The following is a 22,805-nucleotide window of genomic DNA, read 5'->3' as shown; positions in this document are numbered from 1 at the left end:
GTCAGGACCGCACGGAGAAGACGTGAGCGGGTTCGACGTGGGGGTCCAGGCGCACGTAGTCGTGCTCGCCCCACTCGAACTCGGCCCCGGTCAGCTCGTCGCGCACGGTGAAGCGGTCCCACCACTGCCGGCCCAGCGCGCCCATGTTCAGGTGGACGGTGGTCTCCCGGGTCGAGTGCGGGTCGAGGTTGACCACCACGATCACGAGGTCCTCGGTGCCGTCGGCCTCGACGCGGCGGCGGGAGAAGCAGAGGACGTTCTCGTCGTCGCTGGCGTGGAAGACGGTGCCGCGCAGCTGCTGCAGCGCCGGGTGGGCGCGGCGGACCTCGTTGAGCCGCTTCAGGTAGGGGGCCAGCGACCAGCCCTCGGCCTCGGCCTTCGCGAAGTCGCGGGGGCGGTACTGGTACTTCTCGTTGTCCAGCTGCTCCTCCGCCCCGGGCCGCGCCGCGTGCTCGACGAGCTCGTAGCCGGTGTAGATGCCCCACGAGGGGCTCAGCAGCGCGGCCAGCACCGCGCGCAGCTTGAACACCGGCGGCCCGCCGTACTGCATGGTCGGGGTGAGGATGTCGTGCGTGGTCGGCCAGAAGCTGGGGATCATGTAGTGCGCGGACTCGGTGGTCAGCTGTTCCAGGTACTCCCGGATCTCCCAGGCGGCGTTGCGCCAGGCGAAGTAGGAGTACGACTGCTGGAAGCCCACCTTGGCCAGGGTGTGCATCATGGCGGGCTTGGTGAACGCCTCGGCCAGCCAGATCACCTCCGGGTGGTCCCGGCGCACCTCGGTGATGAGCCACTCCCAGAACTCCACCGGCTTGGTGTGGGGGTTGTCGACCCGGAACAGCGTCACGCCGTGGTCGATCCACACCTCGACGACGCGCTTGACCTCGGCGTAGATCCCCGCCGGGTCGTTGTCGAAGTTCAGCGGGTAGATGTCCTGGTACTTCTTGGGCGGGTTCTCCGCGAACGCGATCGACCCGTCGGCCCGGGTGGTGAACCACTCCGGGTGCTCGGTGACCCAGGGGTGGTCCGGGGCGCACTGCAGGGCGATGTCCATCGCGACCTCCAGGCCCAGCTCCTTCGCCCGGGCCACGAAGGCGTCGAAGTCCTCGAAGGTCCCCAGGTCCGGGTGCAGCGCGTCGTGCCCGCCCTCGGCGGCCCCGATCGCGTACGGCGAACCGGGGTCCAGCGGGCCGGCGGTGAGGCTGTTGTTCGGGCCCTTGCGGTTGACGCGCCCGATGGGGTGGATCGGGGTCAGGTAGGCGACGTCGAAGCCCATCTCGGCGATCGCCGGCAGCCGCTCGGCCGCGGTGCGGAACGTCCCCGACACCCAGCGCTGCGCCTCCTCGTCCCAGTAGGCCCCCTCGGAGCGGGGGAAGAACTCGTACCACGCGGTGAAGGCCGCCAGCCTGCGCTCCACGCGCAGCGGGTAGGTCGCCGACGCGGTCACCAGGTCGCGCACCGGCAGCCGGTCCAGGACCTCGCGCACGGCCTCGCTGCGGCCGGCGTCCAGGCGCTCGTGGTCGCCGCGGGAGGTGTCGCGCAGGGCGTCGGCGGCCTCCCGCAGCACCTGCACGTCGGCGTCGGCGCGCCCGGGCGCGGCGGCGGCGCGCTCCATCAGCCGCGCGCCCTCCTCCAGCATGAGGGCCACGTCGACCCCGGCCTCGACCTTGATCGTGGCGTCGTGGTCCCAGGTGCCGTAGGGGTCGGACCAGCCCTCCACGCGCAGGCCCCAATCGCCCTCGGCGTCGGGGGAGAGGGTCGCGGCGTAGGCGTCCTTGCCGGCGTTCACCAGGGTCATCCGGGCCGAGGGCCCGTCGGTGCCGTCGGGGCGGACCAGCACCGCGGTCGCGGCCACCGCGTCGTGCCCCTCGCGGAAGACGGTGGCCCGCACCGGGACGAGCTCCCCGGGCACCGCCTGCGACGGCCACCGGCCGGCGTCGACGACGGGCTCCACGCCCAGCACCGGGATGCGCCCCACCACGGGGGTGCTCCCCGCGTCCGTCCGCACGGTCAACGTGTCTCCTCGGGTGCCCTGGTCCGCTCCGCGCTCGATGGTCACGACCCGCAACCTACCGAGGGGAGGGCGCCGCGTCGCGCGGGAGCGCCCGCTGCGCCCGGAGGCGTCGACCTGCGCCGACCGCGGGTCTAGTGTCGGCGCCCGTGAGAGCAATCAGGCGCTTCACCGTCCGCACCGTCCTCCCCGCGCCGCTGGCGCCGCTGGGGGAACTGGCGAGCAACCTCCGCTGGTCCTGGCACAAACCCACCCGCGACCTCTTCGAGTCCATGGACCCCACCGCCTGGGTCGCGGTCCACCGCGAACCCGGCGCGCTGCTGGGGGCCTTGAGCACCGAGCGCCTGGAGGTCCTGGCCGCGGACCCGCGCTTCGTGGAGCGGGTCCACGCCGCCGCGGCGGACCTGCGCACCTACCTCCAGCGCCCGGGCTGGTACGCCGGGCTCGGCGACGACGCCCCCGCCTCGGTGGCCTACTTCTCCATGGAGTTCGGCATCACCGGCGCCCTGCCGCAGTACTCCGGCGGGCTCGGCATCCTCGCCGGGGACCACCTGAAGTCCGCCAGCGACCTGGCCGTGCCGATCGTGGGGGTGGGCCTGTTCTACGCGACGGGCTACTTCAAGCAGTCGCTGTCCCGCGACGGCTGGCAGCAGGAGACCTACCCCGTGCTCGACCCCGACGGCCTGCCGCTGTCGCTGCTGCGCGAGGCCGACGGGACCGCGGCGAAGGTCTCCCTCGACCTGCCCGGCGGGCGCCGGCTGTGGGCGCAGGTGTGGAAGGCGCAGGTGGGGCGGGTCCCGCTGCTGCTGCTGGACTCCGACGTGGAGGAGAACGACGACGCCGCCCGCGGGGTCACCGACCGCCTCTACGGCGGGGGCGGGGAGCACCGCCTGCAGCAGGAGCTGCTCTGCGGGATCGGCGGGGTGCGCGCGCTGCGGACCTGGTCCCGGCTCACCGGCGCCCCGGAGCCGGAGGTCTACCACACCAACGAGGGGCACGCGGGGTTCCTGTCGGTGGAGCGGATCCGCGAGCACGTCGAGCGCGGCCTCACCTTCGACGAGGCGCTGGAGGCCGTGCGCGCCGCGACCGTCTTCACCACCCACACGCCCGTCCCGGCCGGGATCGACCGCTTCGGCCGCGACCAGATCGAGCTGTACTTCGGCGCGGGCAACCCGCTGCCCGGGGTCCCCCTGGACCGGGTCCTGGCGCTGGGCGCGGAGGACTACGAGGGCGGCGACCCCGGCGTCTTCAACATGGCCGTCATGGGGCTGCGCCTGGCCCAGCGGGCCAACGGGGTCTCGCAGCTGCACGGCGCCGTCAGCCGCGGCATGTTCGACGGCCTCTGGCCCGGCTTCGACGCCCCCGAGGTGCCCATCGCCTCCATCACCAACGGCGTGCACGCCCCCACCTGGGTGGCTCCCGAGGTCATCACCATGGGCAAGCAGTACATCGGCCCCGAGCTGCCCCGCGAGGGCCTGGGCTTCGAGAAGGTCGGGCAGGTGCCCGACGAGGAGATCTGGCGGACCCGGCGGCTGCTGCGCGCCCGCCTCGTCGAGGACGCCCGGCGGCGGCTGAAGCTGTCCTGGCTGCAGCGCGGGGCCTCGGAGGCGGAGCTGGCCTGGACCAAGGACGTCCTGGACCCCGACGTCCTCACCATCGGCTTCGCCCGCCGGGTGCCCACCTACAAGCGCCTGACCCTCATGCTGCGCGACCCCGAACGGCTGCGGTCGATGCTGCTGCACCCCCAGCGCCCCGTCCAGCTCGTCATCGCCGGCAAGTCCCACCCCGCCGACGAGACGGGCAAGCGCCTCATCCAGCAGATGGTCCGCTTCGCCGACGACCCCGCGGTGCGCCACCGCATCGTCTTCCTGCCCAACTACGACATCACCATGGCGCTGACGCTGTACCCCGGGTGCGACGTGTGGCTGAACAACCCGCTGCGCCCCTTCGAGGCCTGCGGCACGTCCGGGATGAAGGCCGCGCTCAACGGCGGGCTGAACCTCTCCATCCTCGACGGCTGGTGGGACGAGTGGTACGACGGCGGCAACGGCTGGGCCATCCCCACCGCCGACGGCGTGGACGACCCCGAGCACCGCGACGACCTCGAGGCCGCCGCGCTGTACGACCTCGTGGAGAACTCCGTCGCCGCGCGGTTCTACGACCGCGACGAGCGGGGCCTGCCCGCCCGCTGGCTGGAGATGGTCCGCCACACCCTGGCCTCGCTGGGGCCGAAGGTGCTGGCCAGCCGCATGGTCACCGACTACGTCGAGCAGCTGTACGTGCCGGCGGCCCGGGCCGGGCGCGCGGCGCTCGCCTCCTCGGCCGCGGCGGCCCGCGACCTCGCCCGCTGGAAGGCGGCGGTGCGCTCGGGGTGGGCCGAGGTCCGCGTCGAGCACGTGGAGTCCGCCGGCGTCGGCGACTCCGCCCAGATCGGCGACGTCGTGCACGTGCGCGCCAACGTGTCGCTGGGGGAGCTGTCCGTCGACGACGTCGAGGTGCAGGTCGTGCACGGGCGGGTCAGCGAGTCCGACGAGCTGCGTCCCTCGGGCACCGTCCCCCTGCACCACGGCGAGGCGCTCGGCGGGGGCCGGCACCGGTTCGAGGGGGAGTTCGCCCTGCGTCAGACCGGCCCGTTCGGCTACACCGTGCGGGTCCTGCCCCGCCACCCCGGGCTGGCCGGCCCCGCCGAGCTCGGCCTGGTCGCCAACGCCTGACGGCTCCGGTCCGTGGTCCCGCCGGGACCGCGGACCGGAGCCGGGCGGTGTGCCCGCGCTCCGCTTCCCGGGCCCGGGACGGCCGCGCCGGGACCGGCGGGTGCGCTCACCCCGCCAGCCAGGCGTCGACGGCGGCGACCTGGGCGGTGACGAGCTCCGCGGGGGCGGCCGAGCCCTCCAGCGACGCCTTGGCGACACCGGCGAGCTGGTCGTCGGAGAGCCCCAGCGCGGTGCGGGCCGTCTCATACTCCTCCAGCAGCCCGGGTCCGAAGAGGAGCGGGTCGTCCCCGTTGATGGAGCAGCGCACGCCGGCCTCCAGCAACGCGGGCAGCGGGTGCGCGCCGATCTCGGGGACGACCCACAGCTCGACGTTCGAGGTCGGGCAGACGTCGAGGACGATGCCCTCGGCGGCGAGGCGCCGGACCAGTTCGGGGTCCTCGACGGCGCGGACGCCGTGCTGGATGCGCTGGGCCCCGAGCAGGTCGAGGGCCCCGACGATGCTCTCCGGCCCGAGCAGTTCCCCGGCGTGCGGGGCCGACGTCAGCCCGGCCTCGCGGGCGATGGCGAACGCCCGCTCGAAGGGGGCCGGCGGCCACAGCGCCTCGTCGGCGGCGAGGCCGAAGGAGACGACCCCGCGGTCGGCGAACTCGGCGGCCAGGACGGCCAGCGCCTCAGCCTCGGCGGTCGGCAGGCTGCGGATGGCCACGGCCATCATCCCGAAACCGATGCCGAGGCGGGCGGCCTCGGCCCGGCCGACCTCCAGCATGAAGGTCAGGACCTCCTCGGGAGTCCCGAACCGGGGCACGTAGAACATCGGGTTGGCCTGGGCCTCGATCCAGACGGCGCCGGAGAGCGCCGCGTCCTCGACGACCTCGCGGACGACCCGGGCCAGCTGCTCCCGCGTCCGGATGAACGCGACGGCGCCGTCGTACATCTCCACGAACTGCGGGAAGGAGGTGAACCCCCGGGTCGGGGGAGCGGTCTCGCCGGCCTCCGCCGCGAACTCCGCGAGGGTCGAGGGGCGCATGGCGCCCTCGAGGTGGATGTGCAGGTGCGCCTTGGGCAGGGCCGCGAGATCGCGCATGGTTCCTCCTGGTGGGTGGCTACCCTGGGGGTGTGGAACGGGACCGGTTGCTGCGGCTGGTGGCGGAGCACGTCCTGGCCCACGGCGTCACGTCGCTGACGCTGCGCGGGCTGGCCCGGGCCGTGGGTTCCAACAACCGCATGCTGTTGTACTACTTCGGCAGCAAGGAACAGCTGGTGGGGGAGGCCCTGCGGGCCGTCGGCCGCGACGCGTTCCCCTCGTTCGAGAACGCCTGGGCCGCGCTGGAGAACGGCGACGGCGACCTGCGCGCGGACCTGCAGCGGGTCTGGGACCAGATCGCCGCCCCGGGCAACCTGCCGTTCCTGCGGTTGTTCTTCGAGGTCTTCGGCCAGGCTTCCCAGCAGGCCGGGTACGCGGACCTGCTCGGAGACATCGGGTCCTGGCAGGGCCCGGCCGTCGCGCGGTTCCAGCGCGAGGGGATGACCCCCGCGCTGGCCGAGGCCCGCGCGGTGGAGCTCACCGCGTTGTGGCGGGGGTTGCAGATGACGCTCATCATCACCGGGGACGCCGCCGCGGTGGGGCGGGTGCAGGCGCAGGCCCTGGAGGCGTTCTGCGCCCGCGTCGGGGAGGTCACGCCCCCGCGGGTTCTCTGAGGGGGGAGCCGGGCGCGTAGCGCGCGCCGGGGTGGTCGGGGGACAACCGCGGCGAGGGGGCCCCGAAGCGCTCGCGCAGCGAACCGGACCCCGCCGGGCGGTCCTCCTCGGCGATCAGCCGCCCGCGGCGGCGCAGCTCGGGAACGACCAGGTCGCAGAACAGCCGGTGGTCGGAGGGGGAGAAGATCGCCTCGAGCAGGAAACCGTCGACGTCGGTGACGTCCATGATCTCCTCCAGTCGGTCGGCCACCTCGATCGGGTCGCCGACGACGGTGAACCCGCGGGTGCCGCGTCCCCGCAGTTCCGCCAGCACGTCGCGCACCAGCGGCCAGGTCCCGTCCGGGCGCTTGAACCGGTCGATGTTGCTCTGGCCCATCTGCCCGATGCGGCCGTCGGCCCCCTCGTCGTGGATCTGGCTCAGCGGCCGGTCCGGGTCGAGGGCGGACAGGTCGATGCCGGTGTTGCCGGCGTAGATGACCGCGGCCACCTCGTCGGTCTGCATGTCCTCGAACTCGCGCCGGCGGGCGAGCGCCTCGTCGTGGGTGGCGGCGACGGTGACGGTGGCGCCGACGAGGACCTTCACCGAGCGCGGGTCGCGCCCGGCGGCCGCGGCGCGGGCCCGGATGTCGGCGACGTTGGCCGCGGCGTGCGGCAGCGTGGTGCCCTGCAGGAAGACGCACTCGGCCTGCCCGGCGGCGAACTCCCGGCCGCGCGTGGAGGTGCCGGCCTGGAAGAGGACCGGGGTGCGCTGGGGGGAGGGGACGACGGTGAAGAACCCGGAGGAGCGGAAGTGCTTCCCCACGTGCTCCACCCGGTGCAGCTTGTCGCGGTCGGCGAAGACGCCGGCCGCCTTGTCCTCCACCAGGGCGTCGTCCTCCCAGCACCCCTCCCACAGCTGCAGGGCGAGGTCGACGTACTCCTCGGCGATCTCGTAGCGGGTGTCGTGGGCGGTCATCTCGGAGTGGCCGAACAACCCGGCAACGGTGTCCTGGGAGGCGCCGGTGACGATGTTCCACCCGACCCGCCCGTGCGTGAGGTGGTCCAGCGTTGCGAAGCGGCGGGCCATCGCGACCGGGTGGTCGATCCCGGTCGAACTGGTCACCACGAACCCCAGGGACGAGGTGTGGTGGGCCAGCGTGGGGATGAGGAGCATCGGGTCCAGGCCGGTGAAGTTCAGGCCCCCCGCGGCGGCCGCGGCCGGCAGGTCGCCCCCGACGGTGGGGTAGCCGTACCCGTCGGCGAAGAACAGGAAGTCGAACCCCGCGGCCTCGAGCAGCTGCGCCACGTCGATCCAGTGCTGGATCTCGCGGTGGTGCACCGAATCGCTGTAGGGGTGCGACCAGCTCAGCGTCCCGCCGACCTGCGGCGCGGCGACCTCGAAGACTCCCAGGTGCATGGTGCGCACGGGCCTGACCCCTCTCGTTGAACCGGACGGTTCACATGAGAGCACGCCGGTGTTTCGGTCGTGTAACCGTGGGCCGGGTGTGACGCGGGTGTGACGCGCCGGCCTCCGGCGTAACCCCGCGTTCACACGTCCGTGACACCTCGGCATCGCCCGGGTGCTTCAGTACGGGACCAGAGCCGAACCCGACCCGGCCCCCCCCGTTCCCGTCGGTCCTGGACCGCAGGACACCCGCACCCACGGAGCAGCCCATGAACGAGACCCGTCGCCCGCGCCTCACCGCCGACCGGCGCACCTTCCTGCGCGGCAGCGGCCTCGGGCTGCTCGGCGCCGCGTCCCTCGCCGCCTGCGGGAACGACGACGCCGGTTCCAGCACCAGCTCCAGCAGCGGTGCCTCCGACGGGTTCGGCGAGATCTCGATCCAGCTGTCCTGGATCAAGAACATCGAGTTCGCCGGCGAGTACATGGCCGACAGCCGGGGCTACTTCAGCGACGCCGGCTTCTCGAAGGTCAACCTGCTCGCCGGCGGCAGCTCGGGCACCGCGGCCGAGGCCATGGTCCTGTCCCGGAAGGCCCACGTCGGCCTGTCCTCCCCGACCCTCACCGCGCCCGCCATCGTCAACGAGGACGCGCCGCTGAAGATCATCGGCTCCACCTTCCAGAAGAACCCGTTCTGCCTGGTCTCGGTGCAGGAGAAGACGCCGGTCGCCACGCTGGCCGACCTGGCCGGCAAGCGGCTCGGCATCCAGACCGGCGGCAACGAGACCATCTTCGACGGGTTCTGCCGCGCCAACGGGATCGACGCCTCGTCCTTCACGATCGTCCCGGTGCAGTACGACCCCTCGGTCGTCGAGACCGGCGAGGTCGACGCGTTCATGGCCTACCTCACCAACGAGCCGATCCTGCTCGCCGGCCGCGGCCTGACCCCGGTCACCCTGGGCTTCGCCGACAACGGCCTGCCCGTGGTCAGCGAGACCTTCACCGTCCTCAGCTCGCTGATCGAGAGCGACCGCGACATGCTCAAGGCCTTCCTCGCCGCCGAGGTCCGGGGCTGGAACGACGCCGTCGCCGACCCGGCCGCCAGCGCCGCGCTCGCGGTGGACACCTACGGCAAGGACCAGGGGCTCGACCTCGAGGAGCAGACCGCGGAGGCCGAGGCGCAGAACACCCTCGTCGTCTCCGAGGACACCCGCACCCACGGTCTCTTCACCATGACCGGGGAGCTCATCGAGGAGAACATCCGGGCTCTGTCCCTGATGGGGACCGAGATCACGGCCGAGGAGCTGTTCGACCTGTCGCTGCTGGAGGAGGTCTACCAGGAGAACCCGGACCTCATCACCGGCTGAGACGCCTCGCGGTCACCCGACGCCGTCCCCGAGAAAGGCCAGATCGTGCCGCACGACACCTCGTCCCTCTCCACCGCCCCGGGCCCGCCGGTCACGGTCCCGGCCACGGTCTCCGCCACGGTCTCGGCCACGACCGATCCCCGGCGCCACCCCGGGGCGGCCACGGGCTTCAACCTCCAGGGCCTCACCAAGCGCTTCGACCTGGGCCGCAAGAGCGTGCTCGCGCTGGAGCAGACCGACCTGGGCACCCGGAAGAACGCCTTCCTCTCGCTGCTGGGGCCCTCGGGCTGCGGGAAGTCGACGATCCTGCGCATCCTCGCCGGTCTGGAGACCCCCACGGGGGGCGCGGCGCTGGTCAACGGCATGACGACCAGGGAGCTGCAGCGCGCCCACGAGCTCGGCGTCGCGTTCCAGGACTCCGCGCTGCTGCCGTGGCGCACGGTGGCCCAGAACATCCGGCTCCCCCTCGAGGTCGCCGGGGTGCGCCCGGAGAAGGGGCTCGTCGACGACCTCATCGGTCTCGTCGGGCTGAAGGGCTTCGAGAAGGCGAAGCCGGCCCAGCTCTCCGGCGGCATGCGTCAGCGCGTCTCCATCGCGCGCTGCCTCGTGGTGCAGCCCACCGTCATGCTCCTGGACGAGCCGTTCGGCGCGCTGGACGACATGACCCGTCAGCGCCTGAACGTCGAGCTGCTGCGCATCTGGACCGAGAAGCCGGCCACCACGCTCATGGTGACCCACGGGATCTCCGAGGCGATCTTCCTCTCCGACGTCGTCGCCGTCATGAGCCCCCGCCCGGGCCGGGTCGTGGAGGTCGTCGAGATCGACCTCCCGCGCCCGCGCACGCCGGACATGATGCGCACCCCGGAGTTCCACGCCTACCACGACCGGCTCTCGGAGATCCTGTTCGGCGGCGGCACGTCCCGGGCGGAGGACGACCACCGATGACCGACGTCCACGTCGCGGGCCCCGCCGTCGGGACCCCCCGGAGCGGGCGCGCCGGCGGCCGCGAGGTGCCGCCGTGGGCCGGCGGGGCGATCGGCGCCGTCTCGGTGCTGGTGGTCTGGAGCCTGGTCAGCTCGGTCTTCTTTGGGGCCGACGGGATCGTCCCCACCCCCTGGGGCGTCCTGCGCGAGTTCGGGGACACCGGGTTCCCGACCTACTGGAACAACCTGTCGGTCACCACGGCGTCGGCCGCCCAGGGCTGGCTGTGGGGCAACCTCGTGGCCGTCGCCCTCGCGGTCGTGGTGCTGCTGGTCCCCGCGCTGGAGGGCGCCGCGAACCAGGTCGCGGTCATCTCCTACTGCATCCCCCTGACGGCCATCGGGCCGATCGTGCTCATCGTCTCCGAGCCCGGGGCGCGGACGGCGTCGACCTTCCTGGCCGCGCTCAGCGTCGTCTTCACCTCCGTCGTCGGCTGCCTCCTCGGACTGCGCGCCGCGGACCGGACCGCCCTCGACGTCGTGCACGCCTACGGCGGCTCGAAGTGGACGGCGCTGGTGAAGGTCCGCCTCGTCGCCGCGCTGCCCAACGTGTTCGGCGCGCTCCAGCTGGCCGCGCCGGCGGCCTTCCTGGGCGCGGTGCTGGGGGAGTACCTCGGTGGGGTCGACTCCGGCATCGGCATCATGATCATCGCCGCGCAGACGAACCTCGAGTACGCCCGGATCTGGGGTCTGGCGATCCTGTGCGGCGCCGTCGCCGGCCTGGCCTACGTCCTCATCGGGCTCGTCGCGAAGCTGCTCACGCCCTGGTCCTCGACGGGTGAACGGAAGGCGGGTCTCTGATGGCCACCACGACGGTCCCGGCCCCCGCCGAGGTCCACGAGAACCGCAGCGGAGCCTCCGTCGCCGCGGCGGTGGGGAGGCGCATCGGGGTCTCCGTGCTCACCCTGGTGATCTCCTCGATCGTCCTCGTCGTCGCCTGGTACGCCCTGCTGCGGGTCCTGGCGATCGACGAGTTCATCGGGAAGCGCCCCGTCGACGTCTACCGGTGGCTCGTCACGGACGAGGACGCGGCGGTCCACCGCAGCGACGTGGGGGGCTGGCTCGCCACGACCCTCGCCGACTCGGCCACCGGTTTCGCGGCCGGCGTCGTCGGCGCCGTCGTGGTCGCGTCCCTGTTCACCGTCCTCCGGCCGCTGGAGTTCGTCTTCATGCCGCTGGCGATGATGCTGCGCTCGGTGCCGCTCGTCGCGATGGCGCCGATCATCGGCATGACCTTCCACGCCGAGTGGCTGCGGGCCGCGACCATCGGCGGTGTCGTGGTCTTCTTCCCCGTCCTGGTCAACGCCGCCATCGGGTTGCGGTCGGCCTCGCCGCAGGCGCTCGACGTCATCCGCGTCAACGGCGGCAGCAGGTGGACGGCGCTGCGCCTCGTCGCGGTCCCGACGGCCCTCCCGAACCTCTTCGCCGCGATCCGGATCTCCGTGCCCGGGGCGGTCATCGGCGCAATGCTCTACGAGTGGCTGTTCAGCGGCCGGGGGCTGGGGGCGGAGATCTTCCGCGCCAACGCCCAGGTCCAGTACAGCAAGCTCTGGTCGATCGTCGTGGTCGTGACGTTCGCCTCCATCCTGCTCTACACCCTCGTCAGCATCGTCGAGACGCTGGTCCTGACGAAGTGGGGACCCGACGCCGGACGGCGCTGACGCGGCGGCCGGGCCGGCGGGGCGGGCGCGGCGGGCGCGGCCACCTCAGTCGGTGGCCAGCACCCGCACCGACCACGGGTCCACCGGCAGCGCCGCGCCGGCCGCGCAGGACCCGGCCGCCCGGCCGGGGGTGCTGGCCCAGCGGGGGGAGAACGCCGCCAGCCCCTCCACCGCGGGCAGCACGACGTCGAGCCGGCGCGGCCCGCCGTTGAGGACGACCAGCACCGACGTCTCCCCGCGGTCGCGGCCGTCGACGAGGAGCTGCAGGACCCGCCGGTCCGCCTCGTGCCAGCGCTCCACGCTCATCGGCTCCCCGTCCTCGGAGAACCAGAGCAGGTCGCTGCGCTGCTCGCGCACCGGCGAGCCCCGCCGCACCCCCGCCTCGCGCAGCACCGGGTAGCGCCGGCGCAGGGCCAGCAGCTCCCGCACGTCGTCCAGGAGCTCCCGCTGCCAGTCCTGCAGGTCCCAGTCGATCCAGCCGACCTCGTTGTCCTGGCAGTAGGCGTTGTTGTTGCCGCCCTGGCTGCGGCCGAACTCGTCCCCGGCGGTGATCATCGGGACGCCGGTGGAGAGGACGAGGGTCGCGAACAGGTTCCGGACGCTGCGCCGGCGCGCCGCCAGGACCCCGGGGTCGGTGGTCCCCCCCTCCACGCCGTGGTTCCAGCTGGTGTCGGAGTCGCTGCCGTCGCGGTTGCCTTCGCCGTTGGCCTCGTTGTGCTTGCGGTCGTAGGCGGTGAGGTCGGCGAGGGTGAAGCCGTCGTGGGCGGTGACGAAGTTGACGCTGGTGAGGCGCCCGCGCTGCACGTCGAACGTGTCCGCCGAGCCGGCGAAGCGCGTCGCTAGCTCCGGCAGTCCCCGCCCGGGGGCGACGGGGGCGGAGCGCCCGCAGGCGATCTCGCGGGCGTCGGAGAGCCAGAACCGGCGGGCGCCGTCGCGGAACCGGTCGTTCCACTCGTGCAGCGGCGGGGGGAACTGCCCCGTGCGCCAGCCGAAGGGCCCCACGTCCCAGGGCTCGGCGATGAGCTTCGTCCCGGCCAGCACCGGGTCCGCCCCCAGCGCGACCAGGAACGGGTGGTCGGGGGAGTAGCCGTCGTGCCCGCGGGCCAGGGTCGTCATGAGGTCGAAGCGGAAGCCGTCGACGCCGTACTCCGTCACCCAGTGGCGCAGGGAGTCCAGCGCGAACCGCACGACCCGGCGGTCGGTGAAGTCCAGGGAGTTGCCGCAGCCGGTGACGTCGAGGGGGCGCCCGCCGGCGTCGCGCAGGTAGTACGTCGCGTCGTCCAGCCCGCGCAGCGACAGGTGCGGGCCGTCGGGGCCCTCCTCGCAGGTGTGGTTGTAGACGACGTCGAGGACGACCTCGATGCCGGCCCCGTGCAGGGCCGCGACGGCGCGGCGGAACTCCGCGCGCACCGCCTCCGCCCCCGCGGCCCGCGCCGCGGCCGTGGCGTAGCCGGGGTGCGGCGCGTTGAAGGCGAGGGTGTTGTAGCCCCAGTAGTTCGACAGCCCCCGCCGCCGCAGGGCGATCTCGGAGGTGCTGGTGTGCACCGGCAGCAGCTCCAGCGCCGTGATGCCCAGGGAGGTCAGGTGCTCCAGGACGGCCGGGTGGGCCAGGGCCGCGTAGGTGCCGCGCTCGGCCTCCGGGACGCCGGGGAAGCGGCGGGTCAGCCCGCGCACGTGGGCCTCGTAGACGACGGTGTCGGCCCACGGGGTGCGGGGGCGCTCGTCCTCCCCGACGCGCAGGTCCGCCGGCAGCGGGGCCAGCACGACGCCGCGGGGCACGTGCGGGGCGCTGTCGCGGGGGTCGGCCACGGCCAGGTCGCCCTCCAGGTCCTCGTCCACGACGTGGCCGAAGATCTCCGGGGTCAGCGCGACCTCGCCCTCGACCCCCTGCGCGTAGGGGTCCAGCAGCAGCTTGGCGGGGTTGTGCCGCAGGCCCCGCTCCGGGTCCCAGCGCCCGTGCACCCGCAGCCCGTAGCGGCTGCCCGCGACCAGGCCCGGCACGTGGCCGTGCCAGACGCCCAGCTCGACGTCGGGCAGCCGGGTGCGCGTCTCCCGGCCGGCGTCGTCGAAGACGCAGACCTCGACCGCGTCGGCGTGGGCGGCGAGGACGGCGACGTCCGCCCCGTCACCGCGCAGGGTGACCCCCAGGGGGTGCGCCCGCGACGTGCGGGAACCGGTCGGTGACTCTCGGTGGGTCGGGACGGGCACCGGGGCAGTGTGCCAGTCCTTAGACTGTCCGGTGTGAGCGCGTACCTGGACCACGCCTCGACGACGGCCCTGCGTCCGGAAGCGCTGGAGGCCCTCGTGGCCGGATCCGCCCGCGGCGCCGGCAACCCGTCCTCGCTGCACTCCGCCGGCCGCCGGGCCCGCGTCGCGGTGGAGGAGAGCCGCGAGGCCCTCGCCGCGGCCCTCGGCGCGCGCCCCGGGGAGGTCGTCTGGACCTCCGGGGGCACCGAGAGCGACAACCTCGCCCTCCAGGGGCTGCTGCGCGCCCGCCGGGCCGCCGACCCCGCGCGCCGGCGGGTCCTGCTCGCCGCCACCGAGCACCACGCCGTCCTGGACTGCGTGCGGTGGCTGGAGGCCCACGAGGGCGCACTGGTCACCTGGCTGCCCGTGGACGGGACCGGGTGCCTGGACCCCGACGCGCTCGAGGCCGCCCTGCGCCACCCCGACGACGTCGCGCTGGTCTCCCTGATGTGGGCCAACAACGAGGTCGGCACCGTGCAGCCCGTCGCGCGCGCCGCCGAGCTCGCCCACGCCGCCGGCGTTCCCCTGCACACCGACGCCGTCCAGGCGGTGGGCTCCCTGCCGGTGGACTTCGCCGCCTCCGGGGCGGACCTGCTGTCGCTGTCGGCGCACAAGTTCGGCGGTCCCGTCGGCACCGGCGCGCTGCTGGTCAGGCGCGGGACGACCCTCGTCCCGCTGGTCCACGGCGGCGGCCAGGAGCTCGGGGTCCGCTCGGGCACCCTCGACGCCACCGGCGCCCGCGCCACCGCCGCCGCGCTGACCGCCGCGCTCGCCCACCGGCCCGAGGAGGCCGCCCGGCTCGCGGCCCTGCGCGACCGGCTGCTCGCCGGGCTGCTGCAGGTCCCCGGGGCGACCCTGCGCGGGGCCCCGCCGGGACCGCAGCGGCTGCCGGGCAACGCCCACGTCACCTTCGAGGGCTGCGAGGGGGACTCCCTGACCTACCTGCTCGACGCCGCCGGGGTGGAGTGCTCCACCGGGTCCGCCTGCCAGGCCGGGGTGCCCCGGCCCAGCCACGTCCTGCTCGCCATGGGGCTCAGCGCCGCCGAGGCCGCCGGGGCGCTGCGGTTCTCCCTCGGCTGGGACTCCACCGCGGACGACGTGGACACCGCGCTGGCCGCCATCGGCCCCGCCGTCGAGCGCGCCCGCCGGGCCACGGGCTCGCGCTCGGCGCGGGCGCGCCGCCGGGTCCGCCCGGCCCTGGGGGCCGGGGTGTCCCGGTGAGGGTGCTGGCCGCCATGAGCGGCGGGGTCGACTCCGCGGTCGCGGCCGCGCGCGCGGTGGACGCCGGGCACGAGGTCGTCGGGGTCCACATGGCGCTGAACCGCAGCCCCGGGACGCTGCGGACGGGGTCGCGGGGGTGCTGCACCATCGAGGACGCCCTCGACGCCCGCCGCGCCGCGGACCTGCTCGGCATCCCGTTCTACGTGTGGGACCTCTCCGAGGACTTCGTCGAGGACGTGGTGGCCGACTTCGTGGCCGAGTACGCCGCGGGCCGCACCCCGAACCCGTGCGTGCGCTGCAACGAGCGCATCAAGTTCGCCGCCCTGCTGGACAAGGGGATCGCCCTCGGCTTCGACGCCGTGGCCACCGGCCACTACGCGCGCGTCGTGACCGGCCCGGACGGGCGGGCGGAGCTGCACCGCGCCGCCGACGCGGCCAAGGACCAGTCCTACGTCCTCGCCGTCCTCGACGCCGACCAGGTCGCGCACGCCATGTTCCCCCTCGGCGACGCCCCGACGAAGGCCGAGGTCCGCGCCGAGGCCGAGCGCCGCGGGCTGCCGGTGGCGAGCAAGCCCGACAGCCACGACATCTGCTTCATCCCCGACGGGGACACCCGCGGCTTCCTCGCCGACAAGCTCGGCGAGGTCCCCGGCGAGGTCGTCGACGAGTCCGGGGAGGTCCTCGGCACCCACACCGGCACCTACGGCTACACCGTCGGCCAGCGCAAGGGGCTGGGGATCTCCCGCCCCGCCGCGGACGGGCGGCCGCGGTACGTGCTGAGCATCGAGCCGGTGCGACGCACGGTCACCGTGGGACCGGCCGAGCGGCTGTCGGTGGGCGCGCTGGAGGCGGTGGAGGCGGTGTGGAACGCCGACGCGCCCGTGGGGCCCGTGGAGGTCCACGTCCAGGTGCGCGCGCACGGCGAACCGGTGCCCGCGGTCGCCGAGCTCACCGGCCCCGCCGACGACCCCGTGCTCCGGGTCCGGTTGCGGACCCCCCTCAGCGGGGTCGCGCCCGGGCAGACGGTCGCGGTCTACCGCGGGACGCGGGTGCTGGGCTCGGCGACGATCTCGGGGACCACCCCGCTCAGCTGACCAGCACGGTGACGGTGTGGATGAGGACCCCCACCAGCCCGCCCACGACGGTGCCGTTGATCCGGATGAACTGCAGGTCGCGGCCCACGTGCAGCTCGATGCGCCGGGCCGCGTCGTCGCCGTCCCAGCGGGCGACGGTGTCGGAGATCACCGTGGCGAGCTCGGGGGCGAAGCGGCGCACCACGTGGCCGGCCGCGTCGGTGAGGTGCCCCTCGACGCGCTTGGCGAACGCCTCGTCGGTGACGAGGCGGTTCCCGACGTCGACGAGGGCCTCCTCGCTGCGCACCCGCAGCGAGGACGCCGGGTCGGCGAGGGCCTCGAGGAGGAACCGGCGCACGCTGGCCCACAGGCCGGCGACGGTGTCGGCCAGGCCGGGGGAGTTCAGCAGGCGCTGCTGGAACTCGTCGGCCTTGGCCCGGGTCTCCGGGTCGTGCTGCAGGGCGTCGGCGTAGCGGGCCAGCAGGTCGTCGATGGCCTTGCGCCCCGCGGAGTCGCGGTCGGCGGCGACCTCGTCGACCCAGGACCGCGCCTCGTCGTAGACGCGCTTGCCGAGGCGGTCGTTGAGCCAGTCCGGCACCCACAGGGGGGCGCGGCCGGTGACCATGGCCCGGACGCGGTCCTCGTTGGTGCGCAGCCAGCGCTGCGCCTCGGCCAGGGTGAGGTCCACGACGGGGTGGTGGGTGCCGTCGGCGACGACCTCACCCAGCAACCGGCCCAGCACGGGGCTCCAGGACTGCGACCCGAGGCGGCGGACGAGGACCTGGTCGAGGACGGCGGTGACCTCCTCGTCGCGCAGGATGCCCATCGCCCCGGTGAGGATGGTGGAGGCCTCCTCCACCACCCGCGCCGAGCCGCCGCGGTCGGCCAGCCAGGAGCCCGCCCGCCGGGGGATCCCCGCCCGCACGACCTTGTCCCGCACGACGTCCTCGGCGAGGAAGTTCTCCGCGACGAACTGCTCCAGGCTCTTGCCGAGGGCCTCCTTGCGCCGCGGGATGAGCGCGGTGTGCGGGATCGGCAACCGCAGCGGGTGGCGGAAGATCGCGGTGACGGCGAACCAGTCGGCGACGGCGCCGACCATGGCCGCCTCGGCGGCGGCGTTGACGAAGCCCCACCCGCCCTCGCTGCCGAGGGTCAGCGCGTAGACGACGGCGGCCAGCACCAGCAGCCCGGTGGCCAGCAGCCGCATCCGCCGCAGGGCGGCCCGGCGCTCGTCGTCGCCGATCGTGTCGCCGAGCCCGGCGAGCGCGGGTGGGTGGGGGGTGCTCACGTCGTCCTCACCGGGTCATCCTCGCCCACCGCCCCCGCTCACACCGAGGCCGCACCCCGCGCGGTGCGCAGCACCTTCGCGAGCAGGCTCTCCGCACCGCCGCCGGCCACCGGCGGCAGCCCGGTGCCCCGGCAGGTCAAGTCCTGCGCGGGGGCCGCGCCGGTGGTGAGGAAGGTGCTCACCGCGTCGTCGACGCAGGGGTTGCCCGCGCCGTAGAGGCCGTGGTCGCCCTCGTCCTCGACGGTGATCATGACCGAGGACCCGAGCGCCTCGTGCGTGCGGACCGCGCCCTCGTAGGCGGTGGCGGGGTCGTGGCGCGACTGCACGATCAGCAGCGGCGGCAGGTCGGCGCCGTCGACGACGGGCAGGGTCAGGTCCGGGCGGTCCCAGTAGGCGCAGACCTGCTGCGACTGCGCGTACCCCAGCAGCGGGTACCGCGCGCCCTGCTCGTCCCCGAGCGCGTCCCAGTACGCCTGGTCCCGCGTCCACGCGCTGTCGCCGCAGGTCGTCGCCGCGAACGTCGCCTGCTGCTTCCCCGCCGCGGAGGGCTCCACCGGGGACAGGGCCCGGGCGAGGTCGCCGACGCGGGCGGTGAGCCCGGCGGGCACGGGCACGCCGCCGCCGCGCAGGGCGTCGACGACCTGCACCGCGCTCAGCAGCCACGCGGCCTGCGGGAACTGCGCCTTGCCGTACATCGCCTGCAGCACCAGGGAGTCCAGCAGCGTCCCGTCGACGGTGAGGCCCGGGACGCCGATCGGGCGGGCGGCCAGGCTCGCGCGCAGGCGCTCGTAGGTCGTGGTGACCTCCTCGCCGGTGGCGCCCAGCCCGTACGCGGCGTTCCCGGCCGCCACCCACGGGGCGAAGTCCTGCTCGAAGCGGCGCTGGAACGCCATCGGCTGGTAGGAGAACACCTCCTGGTAGCCGGCGGTGGCGTCCACGGTGGAGTCGAGGACGAAGCGGCCCACCCGTCCCGGCAGGTGCGTCGCGAACTGCGTCCCCAGCCACGTGCCCCCGGAGTAGCCGACCCAGTCGATGGTGTCGCGGTCCAGGGCGTCGCGGACCAGGTCGACGTCGAACACCGTCTGCCGGGTGTTCACGACGTCCGCCAGCGGGTCGTCGGCGCACGCCTCCGCGCCCGCCCGTACCGACTCCGCCGCGAGGGCGAGCGCCTCGGGGGAGCGGTCGCGGTAGTCCGGCGCCGCGCTCGCGGCGGCGAGGAGGTCGTCCCCGCAGGTCAGCGACGAGCTGGCCCCGGTGCCGCGCACGTCGAGGCCGATGACCTCGGTGCCGGCCAGGGCGGGCGCCATCGAGGGCAGGGTGGCCAGGGTCAGCCCCGCCCCGCCCGGGCCGCCGGGGTTGGTGATGATCGTCCGCTCCGGGCGCGGCCCCGCCTGCGGCAGCCGGCTGATCGTCACCTGCAGCGGCTCGCCCTCCTCCGGGGCGTCCCAGTCGCGGGGCATCGCGACCCGCGCGCACTCCAGCCCGACCACGAGGGAGTTCAGCAGCCCGATCTGCGCGCTGCTGCACGGCGACCACGCCAGGTCCTGGTCGCGGTAGCGCTGCGGGGTGCGGGCCTCGAACTGCCGCTGCGCCTCCTCGACGGTGGCCGGGCGCTGCCCGGAGAGCGGGGCCGCCGCGGGGGCCGGGGCCGCCGCAGCGGGCGAGACCGACAGCAGCAGGGGGCCGGCGAGCGCGAGGGCGCTCGCGGCGGCCAGGACGGCGGGACGGGGGCGGGGCATGCGGTGGCCTTCCGGATCGGCGGCTCCCTGTGCGGGACCCGGGGAACGGCTGTGGGAGACCCATCCACCCGCACCCGGGGCGCCCCTGGCCAGGGACCACGGGTGGAGGCGGGGTCCCACCTTCGTCGGACCCCCGCGGGGGGTCTCGCTGTACGGTCACCGCGTGCCAGACCACGACCCAGGACCCCGCCTCCCCGGGACGGCCGCCGCCGTCGGAGCCCTGCCCGGGGAGGACCCGCGCGAAGCCGCCCGCACCGTCTTCGGCGAGCTCGGCGAACCCCCGCACGTCCCGCACCTGCCGACGCTGCCCGCGCGGGGGCCGGGCGCGGACCCGCTGGGGCGCACCGCCGCGCTGCTGGTCGACTTGCCCGTCGACCTGCAGCCGGGCGGCTGGCGCTTCGTCGACGCCCCGGGCCGCGACGCCGCCCGCGCGGGGTCCTTCCTGCGCGCCGACCTCGACGAGCTCGCCGAGGCCGCCGACGGCTGGGACGGCCCGCTGGCGCTGCCCGTGGTCGGCCCCTGGTCGCTGCTGGCCGCCGTCGAGCTCTCCCGCGGGGAGCGCAGCGTCTCCGACCACGGTGCCCGCCGCGACGTCGTGGCCTCCCTGGCCCAGGGGCTCGCGGACCACGTGGGCGACGTGCGGCGGCTCGTGCCGGGAGCCCGGGTCGTCGTCCACGTCGAGGAACCGTCGCTGAACGACGTCCTCACCGGCCGGGTCCCCACGCAGTCGGGGTACGGGACGCTGCGCGCGGTCCACCGCCCCGAGGTGCGCGACGGCCTGCGCGCGGTCCTCGACGCCGTCCGGGCCGCGGGCGCCGAACCGGTCCTGCGCCTGCGCTCCGAGGACGCGCCGCTGGCGCTGGCCCGGGAGGCCGGGGCGGCCGGGGTCGCGCTGGACGTCCGCGCGCTCGGCTCCACCGCCTGGGAGTCCGTCGCGGCGACCGTCGAGGGCGGGCTGCGGCTGTGGGCGGGGGTGCTGCCCGCGGCGGGCACCGTCCCCGCGGTGGGGGCCCTCGTGGACGCGGTGCGCGTCCCCTGGCGCCGGGTCGGGCTGCCCGCGACGGCCCTCGCCGACGTCGTCCTGACCCCGGCCGAGGGGCTGGCCGGCACCGACCCCGGCGCCGTGCGCGGTCTGCTGACCCGGTTGCGCGAGGCCGCCGCGGCGCTGGCGGAGGCTTCCGGTGACTGACCTGACGTTCCGGGAGGCGGGCCCCGCCGACGTGGCGGGCGTGGTGGCGCTCGTGGAGTCGGCCTACCGCGGGGAGTCCAGCCGGGCCGGGTGGACGACGGAGGCGGGCCTGCTCGACGGCCGGCGCACCGACGAGGACGCGGTCGCCGCGGTCCTCGCCGACCCCGACGCCACGGTGCTGCTGGCCGAGCGGGACGGGCGGACCCTCGGGTGCTGCGAGCTGCGGCGGGCGGGGGAGCTGGCGTACTTCGGGATGTTCGCGGTCGACCCCGCGTCGCAGGGCGGGGGCATCGGGCGGCGGCTGCTCACCCACGCCGACGCGGAGGCCGTGCGGCGCTGGGGCGCGCCGGCGATGGAGATGACGGTCATCGCCCAGCGCCGCGACCTCATCGCCTGGTACGAGCGGCTGGGCTTCGCCACGACGGGGGAGCGGCGGCCCTTCCCCCACGGCGACGAGCGGTTCGGCCGTCCCCGGCGCGACGACCTGGAGTTCGTGGTCCTGCGCCGTCCCACGGGGGCCGCGTCGTGAAGCTGGTGAGTTCCTGCTTGGCCGGGGTCCCCTGCCGCTACGACGGCGCCGCCCGGCCCGACGCGGAGGTGGTGGCCGACGTCGCCGCCGGTCGTTCGCTGCCGTTGTGCGCGGAGGTCGTCGGCGGGTTGCCGACCCCGCGACCGGCCGCGGAGGTCGTCGGCGGCGACGGCCACGACGTGCTGGCCGGGCGGGCGAGGGTGCTGACCGCCGACGGCACCGACCTGACGGCGGAGTTCGTGGCCGGTGCCCTCGAGGTCGCCCGCCGGGCCGCCGCGGCCGGGGTGACCGAGGCGGTCCTGCAGGCCCGCAGCCCCTCGTGCGGGTCCGGGTCGATCTACTCCGGCGGCCACGACGGGACCCTCGTCGAGGGTGACGGGGTCGTCGCGGCCGCCCTGCGCCGGAGCGGGGTCCGCGTCAGTGCGCGGAGAGGTTCGCCTGCACCTCGATCGTGAGGAACTCGTTCGCGTCGGGGGTGTCGGGGGTGCGCCCGGCGGAGAACGGGAAGTTGTTGTCGTTGCCGACGACGATCGTGTGCTCGCCGGTGACGTCGACGCTCTCGATCGTGGTGAAGGGGAAGGTCAGGAACCCCGACGCCGCGCTGAGCTCCCCGGCGACCCCGTCCGGGTCGGGAACGGCCATGAGGTTCACCAGCTGCGTCTTGCGGGGGTGCCCGGTGGCGTCGGTGACGCGGGTGTCGACGAGGAACACGGCCTTGAACACGGCGGTCGCGCCCTGCCCGTTGTCGCGCTCCAGGACGAGGAACCGGTGGTCGTCGACCCGGGTGAGGTCCCCGATGGCGTTCTTCGGCGACTCCAGGCGGTAGGTGAACGCCTCGCCGCGGTAGCGGTGCTGGACGGTGTCGTAGCGCATGACCCGCAGGTCCTGGGGGTCGTCGCCGGTGACGGGGCCCTCCAGCAGCGGGAACAGGTAGCGGCCGTCCGCGGACTGCGCCATGCCCTCGAAACCCTTGGAGCTGCCCAGGTTCGGCGCCGCCGCGCCCCGTTCCGGGTTGTCCGGGGACTGCACGCCCGGCAGCGGGACGGGGGCCTCGAGGAGCCGGCCGGCGGCGTCGGTGTGCAGCAGGTAGGGACCGAACTCCTCGCCGAACCAGAACGTGCCGTCGGGCGCCCGGCGGAAGCTCTCGGGGTCGAAGTCGGAACCGGTGAGGCGCCGGTCCTCGCGGGTCAGGTCCCACGCGACGTGGTGGTGGGGGTCGGAGAGGGTGAACCCGCCGGGGGCGACCTCGAGGGAACCGTCGCCCGCGTCGACGAGGCGGTGGACGGCGAGGAGGAAGTCGCCGCTGTTCGCCTTCGTCCCGTAGCCGTTGTCGGAGAGGACGAGGTAGCTGCCGTCGGGCTGCACCAGGTTGCCGGAGAAGCCCTGGACGGGCTGGGCGGCGAAGGGGACGGCGACCCCGTTCGCGGTCTCGATGCCGGCGCCGCTGGGCACCGGCTCGCCGAACGTGGCCGCGGGCAGGACCTGGCGGGCGAGGAGCTTCGCGCTCTGGGCGGGTGCGTCGTGCGGGCGGGCGCCGTCGCGGGCGGTGGCGGTGGAGGCCGCGACGGCCCCGCCGAGGGCCGCGGCGGCGAGCGCGGCGGCGACGGCGAGGGTGCGGCGGGTGCGCAGGGGGCTGCGCGCGGGGGTGCGCGGGGGGACGGTCATGCGGGCGAACGTAGGCAGGCCGTGGCGGAGCTGGGCGTCGCCCGG

General features: G+C 74.8%; 18 protein-coding genes. 11 read left to right on the top strand and 7 right to left on the bottom strand.

What is annotated here, in order from left to right:
• Position 1 precedes the first annotated feature (1 nt).
• A complete protein-coding gene (locus KRAD_RS04595) occupies positions 2-2,005 on the bottom strand; it encodes an alpha-1,4-glucan--maltose-1-phosphate maltosyltransferase (protein ID WP_012084359.1) in 2,004 nt (667 codons plus the stop codon).
• Between the two features lie 152 nt (positions 2,006-2,157).
• On the opposite strand from KRAD_RS04595, the gene glgP reads away from it, so the two are divergent.
• Positions 2,158-4,722: an alpha-glucan family phosphorylase gene (gene glgP, locus KRAD_RS04590; RefSeq protein ID WP_041291898.1), complete on the top strand. Its 2,565-nt coding sequence runs from the start codon at positions 2,158-2,160 to the stop codon at positions 4,720-4,722.
• 106 nt (positions 4,723-4,828) lie between these two features.
• On the opposite strand, the gene add is transcribed toward glgP, so the two are convergent.
• Entirely contained in the window at positions 4,829-5,806 is a 978-nt protein-coding gene (gene add / locus KRAD_RS04585; protein ID WP_012084357.1) for an adenosine deaminase, read from the bottom strand.
• A 32-nt stretch (positions 5,807-5,838) separates the two neighbouring features.
• On the opposite strand from add, the gene KRAD_RS04580 reads away from it, so the two are divergent.
• The gene (locus tag KRAD_RS04580; protein WP_049821070.1) at positions 5,839-6,420 is read left to right on the top strand and encodes a TetR family transcriptional regulator; all 582 of its coding nucleotides are present in this window, start codon (positions 5,839-5,841) and stop codon (positions 6,418-6,420) included.
• On the opposite strand, the gene KRAD_RS04575 is transcribed toward KRAD_RS04580, so the two are convergent.
• The gene (locus tag KRAD_RS04575; RefSeq protein ID WP_238985816.1) at positions 6,398-7,816 is read right to left on the bottom strand and encodes an NtaA/DmoA family FMN-dependent monooxygenase; all 1,419 of its coding nucleotides are present in this window, start codon (positions 7,814-7,816) and stop codon (positions 6,398-6,400) included. The two genes, KRAD_RS04580 and KRAD_RS04575, sit on opposite strands and share 23 nt — an antisense overlap.
• Positions 7,817-8,073: 257 nt before the next feature.
• Between KRAD_RS04575 and KRAD_RS04570 the strand changes: the two genes are divergently transcribed.
• From KRAD_RS04570 to KRAD_RS04555, 4 genes are read left to right on the top strand one after another with little or no spacing between them, the layout of a single operon-like run.
• Positions 8,074-9,168 carry an ABC transporter substrate-binding protein gene (locus tag KRAD_RS04570; protein ID WP_012084354.1) on the top strand — a complete coding sequence of 365 codons (1,095 nt, stop codon included), beginning with the start codon at positions 8,074-8,076 and terminating at the stop codon, positions 9,166-9,168.
• Positions 9,169-9,213: 45 nt separating this feature from the next.
• Positions 9,214-10,113, top strand: coding sequence for an ABC transporter ATP-binding protein (locus KRAD_RS04565; protein WP_012084353.1), 900 nt, complete (start codon positions 9,214-9,216; stop codon positions 10,111-10,113).
• Positions 10,110-10,949, top strand: a complete 840-nt coding sequence (locus KRAD_RS04560; RefSeq protein ID WP_012084352.1) for an ABC transporter permease — start codon at positions 10,110-10,112, stop codon at positions 10,947-10,949. Before KRAD_RS04565 ends, KRAD_RS04560 begins: the two co-directional genes overlap by 4 nt.
• On the top strand, positions 10,949-11,809 hold the full coding sequence (locus KRAD_RS04555; RefSeq protein ID WP_012084351.1) for an ABC transporter permease: 861 nt from the start codon (positions 10,949-10,951) through the stop codon (positions 11,807-11,809). The genes KRAD_RS04560 and KRAD_RS04555 overlap by 1 nt, the downstream gene beginning before the upstream one ends.
• A 45-nt stretch (positions 11,810-11,854) precedes the next feature.
• Here the strand turns inward: KRAD_RS04555 and glgX are convergent, their stop codons facing one another.
• Positions 11,855-14,017: a glycogen debranching protein GlgX gene (gene glgX, locus KRAD_RS04550; RefSeq protein WP_012084350.1), complete on the bottom strand. Its 2,163-nt coding sequence runs from the start codon at positions 14,015-14,017 to the stop codon at positions 11,855-11,857.
• Between the two features lie 33 nt (positions 14,018-14,050).
• Here glgX and KRAD_RS04545 point away from each other — a divergent pair, with 33 nt between their 5' ends.
• Both KRAD_RS04545 and mnmA read left to right on the top strand, forming a co-directional pair.
• Complete coding sequence (locus KRAD_RS04545; protein WP_012084349.1) at positions 14,051-15,277, top strand: cysteine desulfurase family protein; 1,227 nt, start codon at positions 14,051-14,053, stop codon at positions 15,275-15,277.
• Entirely contained in the window at positions 15,274-16,371 is a 1,098-nt protein-coding gene (gene mnmA / locus KRAD_RS04540) for a tRNA 2-thiouridine(34) synthase MnmA (RefSeq protein WP_041291897.1), read from the top strand. Before KRAD_RS04545 ends, mnmA begins: the two co-directional genes overlap by 4 nt.
• On the opposite strand, the gene KRAD_RS04535 is transcribed toward mnmA, so the two are convergent.
• Together KRAD_RS04535 and KRAD_RS04530 are read right to left on the bottom strand one after the other, a co-directional pair.
• Positions 16,364-17,638, bottom strand: a complete 1,275-nt coding sequence (locus tag KRAD_RS04535) for a DUF445 domain-containing protein (protein WP_012084347.1) — start codon at positions 17,636-17,638, stop codon at positions 16,364-16,366. The two genes, mnmA and KRAD_RS04535, sit on opposite strands and share 8 nt — an antisense overlap.
• A 38-nt stretch (positions 17,639-17,676) precedes the next feature.
• On the bottom strand, positions 17,677-19,377 hold the full coding sequence (locus KRAD_RS04530; protein WP_012084346.1) for an alpha/beta hydrolase: 1,701 nt from the start codon (positions 19,375-19,377) through the stop codon (positions 17,677-17,679).
• Positions 19,378-19,540: 163 nt separating this feature from the next.
• Between KRAD_RS04530 and KRAD_RS04525 the strand changes: the two genes are divergently transcribed.
• The 3 genes from KRAD_RS04525 to KRAD_RS04515 are packed head-to-tail and all read left to right on the top strand — an operon-like array spanning position 19,541 to position 21,550.
• Positions 19,541-20,566, top strand: a complete 1,026-nt coding sequence (locus KRAD_RS04525) for a uroporphyrinogen decarboxylase/cobalamine-independent methonine synthase family protein (RefSeq protein ID WP_012084345.1) — start codon at positions 19,541-19,543, stop codon at positions 20,564-20,566.
• Positions 20,559-21,095, top strand: coding sequence for a GNAT family N-acetyltransferase (locus tag KRAD_RS04520; RefSeq protein WP_012084344.1), 537 nt, complete (start codon positions 20,559-20,561; stop codon positions 21,093-21,095). Before KRAD_RS04525 ends, KRAD_RS04520 begins: the two co-directional genes overlap by 8 nt.
• Positions 21,092-21,550, top strand: coding sequence for a 2-thiouracil desulfurase family protein (locus tag KRAD_RS04515; RefSeq protein ID WP_012084343.1), 459 nt, complete (start codon positions 21,092-21,094; stop codon positions 21,548-21,550). The genes KRAD_RS04520 and KRAD_RS04515 overlap by 4 nt, the downstream gene beginning before the upstream one ends.
• On the opposite strand, the gene KRAD_RS04510 is transcribed toward KRAD_RS04515, so the two are convergent.
• Positions 21,513-22,760: an esterase-like activity of phytase family protein gene (locus tag KRAD_RS04510; protein WP_012084342.1), complete on the bottom strand. Its 1,248-nt coding sequence runs from the start codon at positions 22,758-22,760 to the stop codon at positions 21,513-21,515. The two genes, KRAD_RS04515 and KRAD_RS04510, sit on opposite strands and share 38 nt — an antisense overlap.
• Between the last annotated feature and the right edge of the window lie 45 nt (positions 22,761-22,805).

Source organism: Kineococcus radiotolerans SRS30216 = ATCC BAA-149 (genome assembly GCF_000017305.1).
Classification (GTDB): Bacteria; Actinomycetota; Actinomycetes; order Actinomycetales; family Kineococcaceae; genus Kineococcus; species Kineococcus radiotolerans.
The sequence above is the reverse complement of the archived record's forward strand: the minus strand, read 5'-3'. Positions and strand labels throughout refer to the sequence as shown.